The 20,882-nt window shown below is 35.0% G+C and carries 17 protein-coding genes, 2 tRNA genes, 1 pseudogene and 1 riboswitch; of the genes and pseudogenes, 1 reads left to right on the top strand and 19 read right to left on the bottom strand.

What is annotated here, in order from left to right:
• A pseudogene (locus JVV30_RS09870) lies at nucleotides 1-82 on the top strand (IS6 family transposase); the annotation flags it as partial.
• A 129-nt stretch (nucleotides 83-211) separates the two neighbouring features.
• On the opposite strand, the gene JVV30_RS09875 reads toward JVV30_RS09870, so the two are convergent.
• From JVV30_RS09875 to JVV30_RS09965, 19 genes are all read right to left on the bottom strand, one after another.
• Nucleotides 212-1,150, bottom strand: coding sequence for a PfkB family carbohydrate kinase (locus tag JVV30_RS09875; RefSeq protein ID WP_193839843.1), 939 nt, complete (start codon nucleotides 1,148-1,150; stop codon nucleotides 212-214).
• Nucleotides 1,147-2,481, bottom strand: a complete 1,335-nt coding sequence (locus JVV30_RS09880; RefSeq protein ID WP_017175607.1) for a purine-cytosine permease family protein — start codon at nucleotides 2,479-2,481, stop codon at nucleotides 1,147-1,149. Before JVV30_RS09880 ends, JVV30_RS09875 begins: the two co-directional genes overlap by 4 nt.
• A gap of 18 nt (nucleotides 2,482-2,499) precedes the next feature.
• Nucleotides 2,500-3,486 (bottom strand): ADP-ribosylglycohydrolase family protein, encoded by a 987-nt coding sequence (locus JVV30_RS09885; RefSeq protein WP_000653291.1) that lies wholly within the window; start codon nucleotides 3,484-3,486, stop codon nucleotides 2,500-2,502.
• 128 nt (nucleotides 3,487-3,614) lie between these two features.
• Nucleotides 3,615-4,094, bottom strand: a complete 480-nt coding sequence (gene rlmH / locus JVV30_RS09890; RefSeq protein ID WP_204194111.1) for a 23S rRNA (pseudouridine(1915)-N(3))-methyltransferase RlmH — start codon at nucleotides 4,092-4,094, stop codon at nucleotides 3,615-3,617.
• A 403-nt stretch (nucleotides 4,095-4,497) separates the two neighbouring features.
• Nucleotides 4,498-5,298, bottom strand: coding sequence for an MBL fold metallo-hydrolase (locus tag JVV30_RS09895; RefSeq protein ID WP_053030343.1), 801 nt, complete (start codon nucleotides 5,296-5,298; stop codon nucleotides 4,498-4,500).
• 267 nt (nucleotides 5,299-5,565) lie between these two features.
• Nucleotides 5,566-6,357, bottom strand: a complete 792-nt coding sequence (locus tag JVV30_RS09900; protein WP_204194113.1) for a two-component system regulatory protein YycI — start codon at nucleotides 6,355-6,357, stop codon at nucleotides 5,566-5,568.
• Nucleotides 6,358-7,692 (bottom strand): YycH family regulatory protein, encoded by a 1,335-nt coding sequence (locus JVV30_RS09905; RefSeq protein ID WP_053030341.1) that lies wholly within the window; start codon nucleotides 7,690-7,692, stop codon nucleotides 6,358-6,360.
• Nucleotides 7,682-9,508: a cell wall metabolism sensor histidine kinase WalK gene (gene walK / locus JVV30_RS09910; protein WP_204194117.1), complete on the bottom strand. Its 1,827-nt coding sequence runs from the start codon at nucleotides 9,506-9,508 to the stop codon at nucleotides 7,682-7,684. Before walK ends, JVV30_RS09905 begins: the two co-directional genes overlap by 11 nt.
• Before the next feature lie 12 nt (nucleotides 9,509-9,520).
• Nucleotides 9,521-10,222 (bottom strand): response regulator YycF, encoded by a 702-nt coding sequence (gene yycF, locus JVV30_RS09915; protein WP_011274375.1) that lies wholly within the window; start codon nucleotides 10,220-10,222, stop codon nucleotides 9,521-9,523.
• A gap of 518 nt (nucleotides 10,223-10,740) precedes the next feature.
• Nucleotides 10,741-10,813 (bottom strand) — tRNA-Asp (locus JVV30_RS09920).
• Between the two features lie 7 nt (nucleotides 10,814-10,820).
• A tRNA-Glu gene (locus JVV30_RS09925) sits at nucleotides 10,821-10,895 on the bottom strand.
• 496 nt (nucleotides 10,896-11,391) lie between these two features.
• Nucleotides 11,392-12,675: an adenylosuccinate synthase gene (locus JVV30_RS09930; RefSeq protein ID WP_204194120.1), complete on the bottom strand. Its 1,284-nt coding sequence runs from the start codon at nucleotides 12,673-12,675 to the stop codon at nucleotides 11,392-11,394.
• Between the two features lie 279 nt (nucleotides 12,676-12,954).
• Nucleotides 12,955-14,349, bottom strand: a complete 1,395-nt coding sequence (dnaB, locus tag JVV30_RS09935) for a replicative DNA helicase (protein ID WP_053030337.1) — start codon at nucleotides 14,347-14,349, stop codon at nucleotides 12,955-12,957.
• Between the two features lie 740 nt (nucleotides 14,350-15,089).
• Nucleotides 15,090-15,536, bottom strand: coding sequence for a 50S ribosomal protein L9 (gene rplI, locus JVV30_RS09940; RefSeq protein ID WP_016930923.1), 447 nt, complete (start codon nucleotides 15,534-15,536; stop codon nucleotides 15,090-15,092).
• Nucleotides 15,533-17,500: a DHH family phosphoesterase gene (locus JVV30_RS09945; RefSeq protein ID WP_053030336.1), complete on the bottom strand. Its 1,968-nt coding sequence runs from the start codon at nucleotides 17,498-17,500 to the stop codon at nucleotides 15,533-15,535. The genes rplI and JVV30_RS09945 overlap by 4 nt, the downstream gene beginning before the upstream one ends.
• A gap of 27 nt (nucleotides 17,501-17,527) precedes the next feature.
• Nucleotides 17,528-18,454 carry a YybS family protein gene (locus JVV30_RS09950; RefSeq protein WP_289327740.1) on the bottom strand — a complete coding sequence of 309 codons (927 nt, stop codon included), beginning with the start codon at nucleotides 18,452-18,454 and terminating at the stop codon, nucleotides 17,528-17,530.
• Between the two features lie 123 nt (nucleotides 18,455-18,577).
• The gene (metX, locus tag JVV30_RS09955; protein WP_053030334.1) at nucleotides 18,578-19,546 is read right to left on the bottom strand and encodes a homoserine O-acetyltransferase MetX; all 969 of its coding nucleotides are present in this window, start codon (nucleotides 19,544-19,546) and stop codon (nucleotides 18,578-18,580) included.
• Nucleotides 19,547-19,614: 68 nt separating this feature from the next.
• Nucleotides 19,615-19,716, bottom strand: a riboswitch (SAM riboswitch).
• A 100-nt stretch (nucleotides 19,717-19,816) separates the two neighbouring features.
• Nucleotides 19,817-20,146 carry an AzlD domain-containing protein gene (locus tag JVV30_RS09960; RefSeq protein ID WP_053030333.1) on the bottom strand — a complete coding sequence of 110 codons (330 nt, stop codon included), beginning with the start codon at nucleotides 20,144-20,146 and terminating at the stop codon, nucleotides 19,817-19,819.
• Complete coding sequence (locus JVV30_RS09965) at nucleotides 20,143-20,838, bottom strand: AzlC family ABC transporter permease (RefSeq protein WP_053030332.1); 696 nt, start codon at nucleotides 20,836-20,838, stop codon at nucleotides 20,143-20,145. Before JVV30_RS09965 ends, JVV30_RS09960 begins: the two co-directional genes overlap by 4 nt.
• Nucleotides 20,839-20,882 lie beyond the last annotated feature (44 nt).

Here is a 20,882-nt window from a genome sequence, read left to right on the forward strand (position 1 = left end):
TCTATATAAAAAGAACCGCAGATCTCTTCAGATCTACGGATTTTCGCCATGCCACGAAATTAGCATCATGCTAGCAAGTTAAGCGAACACTGACATGATAAATTAGTGGTTGGCTATATTTTTTACTTTGCAACAGAACCTTCTTTTAAATAGTTTATAAGCCTAAAGCTAAAATACAACAACTGTTGAAGATAGTAAGCGTGAGACAAATTTAATATTCTTCATCTATAGGATTGAATATATCCGTATTTCCACCTCGTTCTTGCACAATTTTAGATGCTACTTCGTTTCCCCATATACAAGCTTTTTCAATACTTTGGTTATCTAGCAAACCTGCTATAAAAGCTGCTGTGTGTGAATCACCAGCGCCTATAGTATCAGTTATAGGAACATTTTCCCCCTCTAAAATCTTAACTTTACACTTATTTGCTATAAGAGTACCTTCGTTGCCTAACGTAACTATCACAGGTTGATTAGTCTGTTTACTTACTTCTAATGCCGCATCTTTCACATGATTCTCACTACTCAATTGTAATATTTCATCCTCGTTGGCATGTACTATTGTGTTTATTTCAAGCAACTTCCTTATACTTTCACAGTTCATTTTATTAATCCTTGGTGAGGGGTCAAAAATAATTGTAGTTTTCTCGTTTAAACGACTAAATTCTTCTAATAAAACTTCGTCTGAAGGATGTTCAAAAGAATAACCTGACACATAAATATAATCATACTTATTAAGGTCAATTTCTTTAAACCAATTCTTTTTCCATGTCATTTCAACTCCGGGCATCGTTAAAAAAGTGCGTTCTCCATTATTTTCAACGATACATAACGTCCAACCATTATCTCCTAATATATTATTTAATAATGAAGTTTTGCCTTCTTTTTTTAACTTATTTTTAATAATTGTTCCATTAGGACCATCGCCAACGGGCACCATCAAATCATAATTAGCTTTGAACTGACTAAGTATATCGCCTACATTATATGCGCAACCACCTACTATTGTCTTCTCAGAGTAGGCAAATTCGTCCGATCCACTACTTGGTATACTATCAACATTTAAAATCACATCAATAACAGCACTGCCGATCACCAAAACCTTTTTTTGGCTATTAATCTGTTTATATTCTCTTGATGAACTTTTCATTTTTTAGCCTTCTTTCTGTGAGTATTTAAAGAAATATTAAATATATAGTATAAAAATCCGCTAACCATAAATGTTACAATTATATCAAAACTTGAAGAAGTAAAAATGTTTATTAATGCACCTGCTATTACTGCTATACTCCAGACCATTACTGTTTTAATATTCAGACTATTATACTGGGGATCGTAAACTAATTTTTTTTCATAACCTATATTTTTTCTCAATGTTGCATAATCAACAATGAAAATTGCACTCCAAGCAGCTAATCCAATACCCAAAACTCCTAAAAACATTTCAAAAAAAGCGAGAAAATTTCTGGAAACTACTAAGACATAAATAGGAATGGCAATAATAATAATTGAATGAATAATAATAACTGTAGAATTTTTTACTTTCAAATCAAAAGTACTCATAATTAATCTTGAGGACTTTAAACCTAAAAAACACATAGGAGTAAGGCCACCTAAAGCAGATATTAAGTAAATTACTGTCATCCAATTTGGTAGTACTTCGCTAATTAGTAAGATTGGATTTTCTGCATTTGCTAATTGTGGCTCTGAAGTAGCTAATAAAATTCCAGTACTTATAATGATAAATAAAGGGATAAACGCGCCAGCTGTAACACTAGTGATTATTGATAAAGAACTGTTCGATTTTTTTTGAAAACGGCTATAATCTGCAGCTGCGTTAGTCCAAGTCAATCCAGTTCCTACTATTACAAAGGCTAATGCAGGTAGAAAATCTTTAAGCCAAGACCCAGATTTCATAGAAAAAAGGGCGTTCCAATCAGTATTAGTAATTAAAATTGTTATAACTAATAAGGTTAATGCACCAAATACATATGTGAAAAATGTTTGTACTGATACAAGTATTTTTTGTGAAAAAAGAACAGATATAATAACTAGCCCAGCAAAAATCGCTAAACTCATCAAAATTAGAAATGTACTAGTCTTAAAACCAAAAGTACTAAATAAAGCCAGAAGAGTTAAAGTTCCTGTAGAAACATTAACAGATAACCAACCAACTTGACCTACCCAGCCAATTAAAGCAGGTATATGATTGCCTTTAAATCCAAATGGTGCTCTTGAGAGCATAAAAGTTGTAGCTCCACTATCTTTACCAGCTACACTTATATAACCAACTAGAACAAAGGATAACGGACCTATTATAGCAATCAAAATTGATTGTAAAAAGCTCAATCCGTAACTTACTATGACAGCGCCATAAACTATCCCGAGAATACCTAGATTGGCTGCAAACCATATAAAAAATAAGTCGATAGGTTTCCCGTTTTTTTCACTTTCAGGAAGAAAGACTTCTTCTTTTTCCATAACGAACACCTCCATTTTTTATAACATCTTATTTTTTTCGAGCGTAGTTGCATATTGTTCTAAGTTCACACTATTGTGTTTGTCGATAGTCTCTATCCAAAGTTTTTTAAAATTACTATATCCGTATTTAGCTCCCGATATAGCAGTTGCCATAGCGCCAATTGTGTCAGTATCCCCACCGATATTCGCACAAAAAATTGCGCATTTATTGGGGTCTTTACAAAAATAAGCAATTGCCAAAGCAGTGGGGACCGATTCAGTTAATGATGTTCCGCATCCTATCACATCATAAAGCCAGAGCGAATATTCCTCCTCACTTTCGAAATGATTGGCAAACTGAACTGCTAATTTTAATCTTTCTGCTATTGATGCAGAAAAAGTTTGTTCTCCTTCTTTAATAGCTATATCGTGAATATCCAAAACGCCTTCTATAATTTCTTTCCAATTCTTATCTTCCGCTGCCAATGTTACTGCATAAGCAATCATACTAGCTCCGGCTATTGCAACATCACTTGTGTGAGTAGCTTCACTAATTTCCTTAACATAATTTACAAGCTCTACTTTTTGATCTTTAGAAAATAAAGTACCAATAGGAGCAATTCTCATAGCCGACCCATTAGTTAATGCATTTTTTGTATAGAATTGGGAATCTTCTCCTTGTATTATTGCAGTTAAAGCTGCTTTAGAACTTGGGCCAAGAATATTATTTTTAAATGCGTTTGTAGCATTGGCCCATTCAATCAATTCGTCTGCTATGATTTTTTTTGAAGGTTCAAAATGATTTTTATTTAGTGCATCAATGATTAGTAGTGATTGTGCAGTATCATCTGTAAACTGTCCTTTGGTGAAATTTCTGGCTACCTTATTTTCATAAGGACCATCTAAAAAAGTTGTGATTTTCCCAAAAAAATCTTTAATTTTGTTGCGATTCCATAATTCTGAAGGCATACCTAAAGCGTCTCCAATAGCTTGGCCATATAAAGTTCCTAATATTTTATCTTTCATTATAAAACTCCCTTCTTGTCCACTTATACGTACGAGTTAATTTTTTATTTTAGAGCGCTTACATTTTATTGTCAAAATTTTAATATAAATCCCTTCCTTTTATACTATACACAATCTATTTTTTAGTTTTATTTGTGATATGCTTCTCCGCGCATGATCTTAAATGCTCTGTATACTTGTTCGATTAAGACGACGCGCATCATTTGATGTGGGAATGTCATTTTACTGAATGAGAGTGCGTAGTTACTGCGTTTTAAGACGTCTTTATGTAATCCGTTTGATCCGCCAATCACAAAGACGAAGTCACTTTGTCCTTGTGTCATGCGTCGTTGCATTTCCTCAGCTAAACCTTCTGAGGACAACATTTTACCTTGTATTTCTAAAGTGATGACTGTAGCTTGCGGCTTTATTTTAGCTAATAAGCGTTGACCTTCTTTTTCTTTCACTTGTTCTATTTCTTTATCGCTCATATTTTCAGGTGCTTTTTCATCGGGTACTTCAATAATTTCAATTTTGGAATATGCACCTAATCTTTTTTCATATTCTGATATAGCCTGTTTCCAATATTTTTCTTTTAATTTACCCACAGCTAAGATTGTTATCTTCATAAAATCCTCCATAGATGTTAATAGTTATCCTACTTATCCACAAGTTATCAACTTGTTAACAGAATTCCCTCTAATTATAACAGTAATGTATACGAATTACGGGAAAATCTTTTAAAATATCCCTATTTCATGTGATTATCCTTGTATATATGTGGATAAGTCTGTGAATAATGTGAGTATTTCTGTGTGTATTATACACAAAAGTGGATAACTCACCCTCATTTTGGGGATAACTTTAAGTAAGTCTTAAATATTTATTCACAGATTTAAGCTAAATCTTGTTATAATAAGGTTCATTTTGAATAATCATGTATAGTCCAAATTATTAGATAATTAACTCAATACATAAAAAACAACCTACTTACAAATACTAAGTTTATAAGTAGGTTGTTCGTCTAATTAATTACAATGTATATATCGGTGTAGCTTGTGCTTTATCTGTATCACATAATAGCACTTCTTTTTCAGTATCTATATCATGTTCATTTAATACTTGTCCAACACTCATACGTGCTAAATCTTTCATATTGTTATCTTGTGATAAATGTGAAAGATAGATACGTTTCGTATTACCTGTAATCACGTCCGTCATCGCTAGTCCTGCATCTTCATTAGACACATGCCCCATATCACTTAAAATACGTTGCTTCGTCTTCCAAGGATAGCGACACATACGTAACATATCCACATCATGATTACTCTCGAACATAAAAGCATCACTACCTTGAATCATACCTTTCATTCTATCTGAAACATAGCCTGTATCTGTGATTATAGTAAATTTCTTATAATTGTTATGGAAAATGTAAAACTGTGGATCAATCGCATCATGCGATACATTAAATGATTCAATATCAAAACCTGCAATTGATTTTGTTTCATACGGATTAAAAATGAATTTTTGATCCATTGGAATTTTACTATCCTTCTTCTCTATTGCTTTCCAAGTATTTTCATTCGCATAAATCGGTAAACCATATTTACGCGCAAGTACACCCAAACCTTTAATATGGTCACTATGTTCATGAGTAACTAGAATGCCGTTTAAATCTTTTATATTTCTATCAATTTGACTAAATAACGCTTCCATCTTCTTGCCAGTGAGTCCAACATCTACTAATAGACTGCCTTTATCACTTTCAACATAAGTGGCATTCCCTGTACTACCACTCGCCAATACACTCATTCGTATCAAGCGACTCATCCTTTCTACTTCCGACAACTTACACTATATTTTAGAGTGCCTTCAGTCTAATTTCTTATATTCTGCACCCTTTAATTAAAAAAATGAAGTTTCGAACAAACCATATCATTCGAAACATTCCAGTCCTCTAAAATACCTTTATATTATACTATACCAATACAAAAATTAAAGTTCCAATCCCTTGTTTATGTACAACACTCACACATATAAATAAAATAAGTGCATGAGACCATCGTAGCCCCACACACTTACTATTCTTCCTGCTCCCTAGTTATCAATCACTTTAGGATTTGATGATGTCGCTTCAACATAATAGGTCTTCACATCTTCCTTACCTTTATGCTTCACTTTAATTTCCCAGTTTGCTTGCAACAACTGCACGTTCGTTTCTCTCACAACAGAGTAATATCCTAATCGTGCATCCAACACTTCATCGCCTGATTTTAAGTAACGGTTAAAGTATAACGTTTCAATCGCTTTACGTGGTGTAATGACCTGTTTCTTAGGATTATTATCACTCTTCGCAGGTTCAATCTTATTCATTGCAGATTGCTCATAACTTGTCGCTTTACCATCATTTACATTAAAACGTAAACGTGCTTTGTTATTATTCATCAAAGGATAACCTTCATACGTCTGCTCGTATGTCACAGCATTAGACGAAACATCGCCAAGTTGATACATCTTACCATTGTAAATGTTGCTCATGATATAGCCTTTTAAATCACTTAAATTACTATCACTCACATTAACCGTACTATCGATCTCACCTGTTAACGTATTACCTGAATCCTCCGTTTCTAATGAGGACTTACCTTTCGCATAACTTTTAAAGTCTTTAGACTTAGCCGTAATCATCTGCATCTTCGTACCACTCACATCTTTATTTAGCAGATCATTCGAAATTTTAATTTCTTCTTGTTGAAATTTAACTTCATTATCACTTTCGGATTCATTGATTTGAGACTTCGTAACCTTATTCACGTAAATCAATACAAGCAGGATATTGACTAGAATAAATACGAAAATAAACAATGTCTTCGTTCGTTTCCAATTCATTTATTCAAGCCTCCCATCCTCATAAGCATACCAATCGCCATCGTATTGAATATACCACGTTGGCACAAGCTCACTATTACGCTGCACTTCTATATCATCTTTATCAGGTCGATCATCCTCTTTATAGCCAATGACCATATTCGTAACCTTTTCAAAATCTAGGTTATGATTATTTGCCAATGAAGAACGCACACTTTCAACACTATCCAGTGACTTCGTTTCACCCTCTAAAGGTACACTAGAACGTAATAAAGCGCGTTTATAATCATAAATACCTTTGTCTCCCCAAGTCACTTCAATATCATTTAATTGCTGATCATTAAATGTTGGATAGCCATTGAGGAAGAGTTGATACGTTAATTCACCGGATGAATTATCTGTATTGAACAGACGGAAATCATCGTTAAAGAAGCCACCATGCCCATTAATATATTCAAATGTGCTTGGAATGGTTGAGTCCATATCACTCGAACTCGATTCATCTTCAGATAAATTTTTATAATGATATTTTTTACTTTCATCATTATAGTTCGCTACACCAGTGTTGTTATTATACGTCGTCGAACCACTCTTACCGCTTCGGATAATCACTGAGTCATCAAATAAAATCGCATTCATCGTTTCGACTGGAATCGTATCATAAACCATACGGTATGAACGCATATCTTTCGGATGACTTGGTGCGAATATATGTGTCGCTTTATCAATCGTATCTTTATTCGTAATCACTTCTGAATATTTCTGCATTTCATTATTTAAATGATCCATCACTTTAATAAAGTGATTTGCCTTTGCAGTCATCGTTACTTTCATAACTTCATGACGGTCTTCGCTAATCGCAAACAACTCTAAATTACCTTTAGGGTTTTGGCTAACGATGATTCGATTAAATTTGAAATTTTTTGGTACTTTCGCTGATGAATTTAACACTTGGCCTAAGTACGTTGTTAAAGGCATATCATAAGTGAAATCCAGTACAGTAAAGTGGTGGTCATTTAACATAGGGATATTTAAATTATAATCTCGTTGAATGTGTTCCACTTTACTGACTTCGTGATTTTTCAATGTACCTATGACTTGAGACAACTGCGCTCGAGAAGGTGCCAAACCTTTCACTTTATCGCCTTTAACTTCTACAATTTGATACGGCGCTATGACATTTTCGATATTGGCAGACATGGGCTTGCCGATTGTCTTAGTATTGCTCTTTTTACTATCTGTACTATCGATGTTATTCAAGTCTGGCGAGAAATTCCATACCATAAACGTTAGTACCACACTCATCATGACTAATAGGAAAAGAATAATCGATTTAATATGTTCTTTACTCTTCATCCCAATCACCGTCGTCTATAACTTCACATGGAAGTGTAATAAATATCGATGTACCTTGTCCTTCAACACTGTTTGCCCAAATACGTCCATTGTGTGCTTCTACAATCTCTTTCGAAATGGCTAGTCCTAAACCAGTACCACCCATTTTACGTGTACGCGCTTTGTCTACACGATAGAAACGATCAAAGATTTTATCCACTTTGTTAATCGGGATACCGATACCATTATCTTTAATACGAATCGTCATACGATTATATAACGCATTCTGTTTCACGTGGAACTCGACGCGTTTTTCACCACGAGAGTATTTCATCGCATTCGTAATGACGTTATCAAACACTTGCGTCATCTTATCTGGATCGATTTCTGTGAAGATCGTTTCAGATGGAATTTCACGTACAAATGTCGTGTCTTTTGCTGCCATTTCATGACGATTAATAATCTTATTGATGAACATGTTAAAGTCGACAATTTCTTTCGTAATTTGTTCAGATTCGTTATCCATTTTCGATAATTGAAGTAAATCATTAACAAGACGAATCATTCGTTCTGTCTCTTCACGTGTAACAGATAAGAATGATGGTGCTAAATTGTCATCTTTCCAAGCACCTTCTTCAAGTGCCTCTATATAACTGTTCATAGAAGTTAAAGGTGTACGCAATTCGTGTGATACGTTTGCAACGAATTCACGACGTTCACGTTCAACTTGTTGTTGCTCAGTAACATCATGTAATACCGCTATGTAACCCGTCACAAATCCAGTTTCTTGAACAATTGTACTGAAATTCACACGCGCGATAATCCCTTCCTCTTCATTCATATCTAATAAGAAGCTATCGTTATTCTCTTGAATTTCATCTAATGAGAACTCATCTTCTAAATTCAATACACTAAGCATATAGTAGCCAATTAAGTCTTCTTTAGCCATACCTAACATTTTGATGGCCATGTCATTGACGATACGTACACGACCACGTCGGTCTGTTGCGATAATACCGTCACTCATATGTGTGATAACTGAGTCTAATCGACGTTTCTCACTCTCAGTATTTGCTTGTGCTTCTTGAACACGCTTAGACAGGTTATTGAAGGCTAAAGCTAATTCACCGATTTCGTCATTACCATATATCTTAACGCGTTGTGTGTAATTACCTTTAGACATCTCTACCGTCTGATTACGCATATCTGTAATCGGCCTTGTAATCGTCCTTGCGATAAAGAAACCAAGTATCACTGTAATGAATAGGGAAATCGCAGTACCAATAATGAAGATTTGGTTGATGTTGTTCAACTGATTATAGACATCATTGATATTCGATTCTATGTAAATATTACCAATCGTCTCATTGCCATTTTTGACTGGCAAATTGTAAATCCAAATTCGTTCTTTACCGCTGCCATAGTCTTTCAAGACATTATGACTATTAGATTCACCTAGCGATAAGGCTTTTTGAACGGAGTTATCATTTACCTTTTGATTAATCATATTATGTGATGATACCTTCGCTGTAGCCATTATGATTTGATCTTTATCAATAAAACGAATTTCTTCAATTTCTTGACGGTTGGCATACTCATTTAATAAACTTTGAACTTCTTTTTGAGCGTTAGATGGATCATCTCTATATATCCGCTCAATATTAACTTCAAGCTGTGTCGCATATTGCTTAATATTCTTCATGAAGTTATTTGTCAGTTCTTTTTCTAAACTATTAGTGAAATACAGACCGATAATCTGCATTCCAATAATAATCAATAACACATAAACAATAACGAGCTTGGTGTGAAGGGATTGTAACTGTTTCAGCCACTTCATAGTCGCAAACTCCTAATCGTGTTGTTGGAGGAAGTATCCAACGCCTCTACGTGTCACAATATACTCAGGGTGTGAAGGATCGTCTTCAATCTTCTCACGTAAACGACGAATCGTTACGTCAACTGTACGCACGTCACCAAAGTAATCATAGCCCCACACAGTTTGTAATAAATGTTCACGTGTCATCACTTGACCCATATGTTTAGAAAGATAGTGGAATAGTTCAAACTCTCTGTGTGTCAATTCAATATCTTCCCCGCGCTTCTTAATAGAGTAAGCGTCTGGATAAATCACAATATCTTTGATTGTAATTTCATTTGTCGTACCACTTACCTCTTGCGCTGGCTGAGAATAATGACGACGTAAGTTCGCTTTCACACGTGCGATTAATTCACGTGTACTGAACGGTTTCGTAACATAGTCATCTGCCCCCAGTTCAAGGCCTAATACTTTATCAATTTCAGAGTCTTTCGCTGTTAACATAATAATAGGCATTTCGAATTTCTTACGTACTTCACGGCACACTTCCATACCGTCACGACCAGGTAACATGATGTCTAATAGTACGATATCTGGTTCTTCTTCATATATTAAATCTACTGCATCATTACCATCATAGGCACAGTAAACATCATAACCTTCTTTTTTCAAATTAAATTCTAAGATGTCCGCAATTGGCTTTTCGTCATCGACAACAACTACTTTTCTTGCCATATCTATAAACCTCATTTCTCAAATTATAGTTCTATATTTCAATATTCATTCTTATAAATTAGTAAAGATTAAACTGTGATTTGATGCGTTTTAATAAGTTTATAGCGCATATTAATCTACTATATAATTTACCATTAATATTCATGTAATTCTATTTTCATATTTAAAATTATAGAATAATATTCGTTTAAAGTTTACCACTCTAATTTAATATTACAAATAAGTTGAACCCTTTGAATACGGGACAAAAGTCGTAGTGACGCCTATTCAACGGATTATTACAGAAAGATAATACGACTCAATGGTTGTGTAGCAAGCGTTCTATTTTAAACCGATGGTGAATATTAAGATTCTGTTGCGACGTCATCTATTTGTAATGCAAATGAATGTCTTACAATATTTTGATTTAGTTTGTATTGATTTTTTGGGAAAAGATTTCAAAAAGGGATTAAAAATAATATATGATAAATAGCATGATGAAGGCATAAAAAAATGCCTATCCTTTTGGATAAGCAATACGGTCTCGACGGGAATCGAACCCGCGATCTCCTGCGTGACAGGCAGGCGTGTTAACCGCTACACTACGAGACCTAAAAAATGGTGACTCCTACGGGACTCGAACCCGTGTTACCGCCGTGAAAGGGCGGTGTCTTAACCGCTTGACCAAGGAGCCGTTCTTAAGCACAAGATAGATTATAGCACAGGCTTTATTTTGAAGACAAGACATTTTTTACATAATTTTAATATTTTTTTATAAATCCCTTAATTTTTAGAAAAGCATTATTGTAACAATGGTTTTAAGATAAAATATGTACCATTTTATAATCTTTTTACACTCATATTTGTATAAAAAATAGGCACTGAACGAATCAATGCCTACAAAAATAAATGGTATCTCCGGAATGATGAACGGGTTTCAGTGAGCAGGTTTTTCGGCAGAAATTCTCAAAGCTCTACAAAACTTGAAAAACAGTTTTGCTCACTTTTCGATTCTGCTCAAAACCTAAACGCTCACTTCCACACCTTTTTTTGATAATCGGGTTTCAGTGAGCAGATTTTTCGGCAGAAATTCTCAAAGCTCTACAAAACTTGAAAAACAGTTTTGCTCACTTTTCGATTCTGCTCAAAACCTAAACGCTCACTTCCACACCTTTTCTTCGCACCTTTTCTTACCACAATTGTTCTAATAAATTTGTTTGGTCACGGTCTGGACCTACTGAGAAGATTGAAATACGTACATTACATAATTCAGAAATGCGTTCTAAGTATTTACGTGCATTGCCTGGTAATTCTTCCAATGTACGGCAACCAGTGATATCTTCTTTCCATCCTGGTAATTCTTCAAAGATTGGTTTACAACGACGTAATTGATCAAGGTTAGCTGGATATTCTGTAATTTCTTCTCCATCTAATTCATATGCAGTACAAATCTTCACTGTATCAAGACCTGTAAGCACGTCGATAGAGTTAATAGATAAGTCTGTAATACCGCTAACACGACGAGAGTGACGTAAGACAACTGAGTCAAACCAACCTACACGACGTGGACGTCCTGTTGTTGTACCGTATTCACGACCAACCTCTCTAATATGATGTCCATCTTCATCAAATAATTCTGTAGGGAATGGACCGTCACCTACACGAGAAGTATATGCTTTACATACACCAATCACTTTAGATACGAAAGTTGGGCCTACACCTGTACCAACTGTTACGTTACCTGCAACAGGGTTACTTGAAGTTACGAAAGGATATGTACCGTGGTCAATATCTAACATGACACCTTGTGCACCTTCAAATAAAACTTTTTCTTCAGCTACAAATGCATCGTCTAAAATTTTAGAAGTATCCGTAACAAATTCTTTTAGACGTTGACCTGCAGCATAGTATTCATCAAAGATTTCATCGAAACGTGGGCAAGTTTCATTAAACATACCTTTGAAATATGCATTTTTAACTTCAATGTTTTCTTTTAAACGTCTTTCGAATGTTTCTTTTTCTAATAAGTCAGCCATGCGGATACCAATACGTTGTGCTTTATCAACATAAGCTGGTCCGATACCTTTTTTAGTCGTACCGATTTTATTATCGCCACGACGACGTTCTTCATATTCATCTTGTGCTAAGTGATATGGAAGAATGACTTGCGCACGGTTAGAAATACGTAAGTTTGAAGTAGATACACCACGTTCATTTAAAGCGTCTAACTCTTTTAATAATGCAACTGGATCTACAACAACGCCGTTACCAATCACTGCTAATTTATCTTTGTAAAAAATGCCTGATGGTACTAAATGTAATTTATAAGTTTCTCCACCAAATTGAATCGTATGACCTGCGTTATTACCTCCTGAAAAGCGCGCAATAACATCTGCTTGTTCTGCTAAGAAATCTGTAATTTTACCTTTACCTTCGTCTCCCCATTGTGTCCCAACAACTACGATTGATGACATGTGAGCACCTCCAAAGTTTTCTCAATTAACCATTAAGTATTCTATCAATACGAACCTTATAATGCAAATAAAAATCGAACATTAAATTTAAGACATATCACGTCATTACTTGAATATTATTCTATTCAATAAATCTTTTAAAACGTTGATATTAAGCGTATTAAAGTTCTTTTTATCAAAAATCATTATACATACTTACGTTTAATAATCATTGCCAAAACAAAATAAAAACCGTACATTTAAGTTCCTAAAAATTTTAATGTACGGCAAAAAATATTTTTATGACATGTCTGCATGTGCATAATCAATGTCTGTAAATTTATTATATTGTTTCATAAAGTGTAGCTTCACAGTCCCTGTCGGACCATTACGTTGTTTAGCGATAATGATTTCAATTTCGCCATTTTCATCATTTGATTGTGGTTCAAAACCTGCGTCATCATCCTCACCCTCGCCACGATTATAATAATCATCACGATATAAGAAGGCAACGATATCAGCATCTTGCTCGATAGAACCAGATTCACGAATATCACTCATCATTGGTCGTTTATCTTGACGTTGTTCCACACCACGAGATAACTGACTTAGTGCGATAACAGGACATTCTAATTCACGCGCAATCGCTTTTAATGTACGTGAAATCTCAGATACTTCTTGTTGTCTGTTATCAGAAGCACGAGAACCACTACCTTGAATTAACTGTAAGTAGTCAATCACAATCATATCTAAACCGTGCTCTTGTTTTAAACGACGGCATTTAGAACGTAAGTCTGTAATTCGAATACCAGGTGTATCATCGATAAAAATTTTGGTACGTGATAATTTACCGACTGCAATTGTAAATCGATTCCAGTCTTCTTCTGTCATCGTACCTGTACGTAATCGGTTAGAGTCCACATTACCAGAACTACAAATCATACGTGTTGCTAATTGGTCTGCCCCCATTTCGAGTGAGAAAATACCAACAGTATAATTACCTTCATGTGTCGCTACCTTTTGCGCAATATTAAGAGCGAAGGCAGTCTTACCTACTGAAGGACGGGCTGCTAAAATAATTAAATCATTTCGGTTGAACCCAGCTGTCATTTGATCTAAATCGCGATATCCGGTAGGGATACCCGGTGTTTGACCACTATTTTGATCGAGTTCTTCAGCTGTTTCATAAACTTGCCCTAATACATCTCTAATATCCTTAAATCCATCACTTTGTCGATTAGATGATAGTTCAAGAATGCGTCGCTCTGCATCACTTAAAATCGCATCTAATTCGAGTTCATTATCATAACCATCATTCGCAATGCTATCCGCAGTTTGAATTAATCTGCGCTTCAATGCATGATTTGAAACGATATTTGTGTAGTACTGAATATTACGTGTCGTTGGTACATTATTTGAGAGTTCCGCTAAATATTGAGGACCACCAGCCTCACTTAATGTACCTTCTTTAGTTAATTGATCCATTAACGTTACGACATCAATTTCATCACCATCTTCATTCAGATTCATCATCGCTCTGAAGATGTGTTGGTGGGCACCTCTATAAAAGGACTCAGGAAGAAGCACTTCCTGAGTCGAATTAATCAATTGTGGATCTAAAATAATTGCACCTAAGACAGATTGTTCAGCTTCATTGTTATGTGGCATTTGTTTTTGCTCATACATGTTATCCATTGATTCATACACCTCTAAATCTAATCCATCTATAGTTTCTCAAACGCAGTGCAACATTGTTCAATTAAATTTTAATTCTAAGATAAATGGTCACTTGCTTAAGTTGTTTCGCTTTCCTGTGGGAAAGGGAGTGGGACAGAATTCTTTTAAATTCGTCGTAACCCCAACTTGCTTAGCTTGTAAAATCACTTTCGTGATTTTTTGTGTTGGGGCCCCGCCCACCCCTGCAAGGGTGACTAGAACTGAGAAAAGCTTGATTTAAGCGCCTTCTCAGTTCAGTCAACTACTGCGAATTTGCTAAATAGCATTATTATATTATTTATGTCCCACTCCCGCTTTCTTTTCCACTAGGAGTCTCACAACTACGCTGCATTATTTATCTTAGAATTATTTGTTTGAGTTACTTATCTTCCCAAATTATTATAATTAGCAATTAAAATTAAAAACTTGTTTTACTTTTTCAAGTTAAATAATAACTTTATTTTTAAAATTACGATTTTGAAGAATTCCACTTAAGATAAAATAGTAAATTCTTTTTAGAAAAAGAGAAATTTTGTGGTTGGATAACGAAGCGTAGTTGAAAGACTCCCGAGGGAACAGTACAAGTTGAAGACCTTAGAATTACCCACAGATTTATCTGTGAGGTAATTCTGGCTAAAACTGTACCCTGGGAAAGCGTATCAACTTAAGCGTAGTTAAAAGACAACCAACAAAATTTCTTTCCGCTAGGAAAGGAAAACTTACTTTTCTACTGTATGAACACGAATAGTACCTTCAACTTCTTTATCTAATTTAACAGGTACATTTGTATAACCTAATGCATGGATACCTTGAGGTAAATCCATTTTACGTTTATCAATTTTAATATCATGTTGTGTTTTAAGTGCTTCAGCAATTTGTTTTGTACTTACAGAACCAAACAATTTGCCACCTTCACCAGTTTTAGCACTTACTTCAACTTCGATTTCTTCTAATTTAGCTTTTAATGCTTTAGCGTCATCGATTTCTTTTTGTCTGTCCGCTTCAGCACGTTTATTTTGTTGTTCTAATTGTTTTAAATTACCTGGAGTTGCTTCAACAGCATAGTTATTTTTAATTAAAAAGTTATTAGCATAACCTACTGGTACATCTTTAATTTCGCCTTTTTTACCTTTACCTTTAACGTCTTGTGTGAATATTACTTTCATGCGTCTTCACTCCTACTCATTTGTTCTGTAATTGCTTGTTGTAATTGTTCAATCGCTTCTTCAATTGATAATCCTTTCAATTGCGTTGCAGCGTTCGTTAAGTGACCGCCGCCACCTAATGCTTCCATCGTTAATTGAACATTAATAGAGCCTAATGAACGTGCTGAGATACCTATTAAGTTATCTTCACGTTTAGCCACAACATAAGAAGCCTCTATACCTTCTAAACTTAACAACTCATCCGCAGCTTGTGCAACTGTAACAGGATGATAAATTTTTTCGTTAGAACCATGTGCTATCGCTATACCATTATCTTGAACTTCAACTGTTCGAATAAGCTCTGAACGATTGATATACGTATCGACATCATCTTTTAAGAAATGTTGTGTTAATATCGTATCTGCGCCGTGAGCACGTAAATAGCTTGCAGCGTCAAACGTTCTAGAACCTGTACGTAATGTGAAGTTACGTGTATCAACGATAATACCTGCATACATGACTGTAGATTCTAAACGTGTTAAACGTTGTTCAGTTGGTTGATATTCTAATAACTCTGTCACAAGTTCTGCTGTCGAACTTGCGTAAGGTTCCATATAAACTAATAACGGGTTAGAAATAAAGCTTTCTCCTCGTCTATGATGGTCAATGACCACTTTACGGTTAGCTTTATTTAAAATGTTCTCATCTAATACCATCTCTGGTTTATGTGTATCCACAACGACGATCGTAGATTTAGATGTCATCATATCCCAAGCTTCATCTGATGTGACGAATCGCTCTTTCAATTCTGGTTTCTTATCGATTTCATCCATTACACGACGTAATGTTGGATCAATATCTTCCTCATTCAAGACTACGTAGGCTTCTAAGTTATTCATTAATGCGAATCTTGATACACCTATCGCTGCACCAATCGCATCTAAATCGGGACGTTTGTGTCCCATAATAATTACTTTGTCGCCTTCGGTTAAGATATCCTTTAATGCATGAGAAATAACACGCGCTCTTACACGCGTACGTTTTTCCATCGGGTCAGTCTTACCGCCATAGAATCGTACATTTCCGTTCATATTTTTAATTGCTACTTGGTCACCACCGCGACCTAATGCTAAATCTAAACCAGATTGTGATAACTCACCAAGATCAATTAAGTTCTCAGTACCTTCACCGACACCGATACTCAATGTTAATTGGGCACGGTAACCAACACTTTTTTCGCGTAGTTGGCTAAGAATTTCAAAGTTCGATTCTTCAACTTCGGCTAATATTTTTTGATTTAAATACGCAACGAACTGGTCAGAATTATAACGTTTGAAGAAAATATTATATTCTGATGCCCAACGACTAATCACTCGTGTTACCATTGAGTTGATTTCAGAACGTTGTGTATCGTTCATATTTTGCGTGATTTCATCATAGTTATCTAAGAATAATGTTGCAATAATCGGTTTTGATTCTTCATATAGTTCATTGGTATGCACTTCATCTGTGATATCAAAGAAATATAGACAATTTTCCTCTTCAGAATGACGTACATGGTAATGATATTGGCCATGTTCGATTTCGACTTCTTGTACCTTTTCCAACTGCTTTAAAATATTCGGAAAAACTTCATTGACTGGTTCTGAGATGACATTCGTTTCTAAGTGTTCAGACATGTACTGGTTAATCCATTCAATATGATCATCAGCATCAAGAACGACCATGCCAATTGGCAATCGTTTAATTGCCCTATTGCTTCCAGCCGAGATATGACCACTTAAATTATCCACATAATTATCCATTTTCAACAAGGCCTGTCTTACTAATACAATGCCAATAATAATCATCACGACTAAAATAGCTGCTGCAATGGTCGCAACTAATGGTTTAAAGATAAACCATACTACGACAAGTGCAATTGAAGTAAGTACCATTAAAATAAATGGTATGAGTAATGCCTTCTTAGTGGATTGACGGTTCATTATTCCACCTCTATTCACTTTTTAAAGTCATTTTTTAATCATTCGTTTTAAATTAATTCCTAAATCAAGTACACCAAGTAATGCAATGATATGTGTTGCTGGTGTAATAATTGTCCCCACAACCATCAGCAATATCGTTACAACATTTGGAATACGTTTTGCTTTACCAAAGAAATGAATTAAACTCAATCCTTGGATATACATCAGTAATGATAACACAACTTCGAAATTTAATACGATGCTTTGGAAAGTACTTGGCCCTGTTGCGAACATTACGCATAATAAAACAACCATATAAACCCAAAGTAATGAACGATTAAGTTGCCAAGCAAATAATGGTTTAAAAATTGGTGTAGCTACTTTAAATTTACGAAGAATTGGAAATGTAATAATTAAGTTAATTAAGACTAAAATAAAGACTATAACGATTATAAAACTTGGAAGCTGGACTGCCATTTGACGGAACCATTCTTCTAGAATCGTTTTATAATCAGATTCTACGCCTGTCATTACAACCGCATTGTGCATTGCATCTTTGAAAGGCTTAATTAATGTCGTAGCGCTAGGTATCTTTTTAAACGTTTGTAATAGCATAAATGCGACTAAAGTAAATATACTTAAATATGTTGTAGCTATAAATAAGATGCGTTCTTTAGAGGCACGTTCTTTCAATAATTGGCCAATAATAAAGCTAAGTATTAAAACTAAAATCATGGCACTTAATACAAATGTATTACCCAATAATGTGGTAAGAATAACTGTGATTAGCGCTCCAATTCCAAATGATGGAATAGATTTATTCCATAAAATAATACCTGGAATCGTAGCGAATAAACATAGAATCAGCCCTAGTATTGGTAATACATACGTAACTAAAGCAACCATAACAAGTGCAATTGTTCCTATAATTGTTGCTTTAGGATGTACTTTTGAAAACACATTCGCCACTCCTATACTTTTTTTGACTATAACCTCTATTTTAACCTCTAAGCAAAATTAAAACAAATTGTGAAGATTGAGTAATATACGATTTCATCATTGCGTATTTTCTTCTATATTCTAACTTACCCGCTTCATCTATTTTCGTTTGAAGTTCGTTACTTTAAGAAAATGATATAAGTTCGGTGCCCAGTCATTGAAATTTAATAAAAAGCCATCATGACCTACATTATCTGGAACGAAGAAATGGCGATGATATTTAAAACGCTCCCCTACTGCTCTCACTTGATCATCTGGATATAATAAATCATCCGTGAAGCCCATAGTTAAAACCTTTGTATCTAATGATTGATAAACGTCATCCACATTTGTACGTCCACGGTCAACATTATGACTATCTAATACATTTAACATTGTTAAATAGCAGGATAAATCATAAGTTTCTTTAAATTTATTACCTTGATGTCGTTGATAGCTTACAACTTCGTCGGGTGAAAAGCGTTGATCATAACTTTTAGATGACCGATACGTTAGAAATCCTAATTGTCGGGCAATACTAAGGCCTTCTTTGCCACCAAGATGAATCGCCTCACGTGCAATTTCGTTGAACGCACGACTATACGATGACGTCTTATCCGTAGCCGCTAGAATAACCGCCTTATCCACTTGAAATTGATGGTTGTAGAGCAGTTCCATAACTTGCATTCCACCTAAACTACCACCAATTAAAATATTAATCTTGTTGAAACCAAGCGCTTGAATCCCCATTTCAATTGCTTTCACAATATCCCTCAACGTTAAATGCTCCGGAAAATTAGGATCAGTTAAAGGAGAACTTGAACCAAAGGGGCTACCGATGACATTGAACGTAAGAAATTGATAATCATAAATCGGCATATAACCGCCATCTATGATTTCACGCCACCAACCAGGCGCATCATCTGTGCCATATGTTAAATGATTACCAGTTAGCGCATGGCAGACCACAACGAGTGGTTGCCCCGCATAGCCTACATGTTCATAACGCAATTGTAAGTTTTTAATCATTTCGCCTGATTCAGTTGTAAAAGGTCCTAAATTTAATGTTTCTACCGTGTAATTGGTCATGCGGTTACCTCCTTTGAATACAAAAAAATCGCCTATACTCTTCAAAGTATGAGGCGATTCGTCTCTATTACTTATCATTCGAGTATCTCGTTGGTCGTAGCACCGTGCGTATGCATCGCCGGTTGCTGAAGTTTCTTAGGGCCGTGTCCCTCCACTTCTCTTAATAAGTTCTATTATCTCTATTCATTTACTTATTCAAATTATAATTTGAATTTATTGTATCTAATTGTATAGCTAACTTCAATCGTTAGCTATTGGGTTCTGCCTTTTCTAAAAGAAAAAACGTAGGCCTGCAATCAGCACAATACCTACTAAAATAGTTGTAGTCAGACTACGCGTGAAAAGTGCGATAAACACCGTTGGAATCGTCACAAGAATAAACGGAATATTAAGGGTGTATCCTGCTACACCTTCCTGTTGTACGATAATGCCATCTAATATCAGTGCTGTAAATAATGTAATTGGAATAAACGATAGCCATTTAATCACCGTTTCCGAGAGTTGAATACGTGAAATCATTAAGAATGGAACTACTCGAATGATTAACGTTACAAGTCCACATAACACGATTAAGATAAACATATGCCAAGATGTTGTCATTTATCCATCACCACCCCTAATGTTGCTGCTAGCATCGATGCAATCAGAATTGCAACGTATGAAGGCATAAACCAACTTAAGCTAAGCATCATCACGATAACAAATACGATAAGTACAATGTATATGCGTAGTTTAGATGATGTAATTGACTCAAATTGTGCCATGGTTAAAAAGATAAACATTGCTGTAATCGCAAAATCGAGACCTAGCATGTCTGGATTAGATATATATTTACCAAGTAACGCACCAACAATACTAGCTAGTGCCCAAAATGTATATGCGGTTAAATTTAAGCCATGTAACCACCGATCGTTTATCTTCTCCCCTTTTAAATGCGGTGTGATAGCGACGCCAAATGTTTCATCTGTCAAAATTGAAGACAGACCTAGACGATTCCAAATACCATAGTCTTTATAATTGGGTGCTAACGTCATTGATAATAGGAAGAAACGTGAATTGACAATCAATGTTGTAAGAACAATAGCAGAAATCGGTGTGCCTGTAGCAACGAGTGCACAAATAATAAATTGTGCTGCGCCAGCATAGACAAGTAAACATAATAATAGAATTTCAATGATACTAAAATGTTGTGACGCAGCTACAATGCCAAACGATAAACCAATCCCAACGTATCCTAACAAAGTAGGTATACATTCTTTAACGCCTTGCTTAAACGTCACATGTGATGTCATCTTTGTAACCTCCCTTTATGCTTAATATTTTAGAACAGTATTTT

It is taken from the genome of Staphylococcus sp. GDY8P47P (assembly GCF_016892225.1).
Classification (GTDB): Bacteria; Bacillota; Bacilli; order Staphylococcales; family Staphylococcaceae; genus Staphylococcus; species Staphylococcus borealis.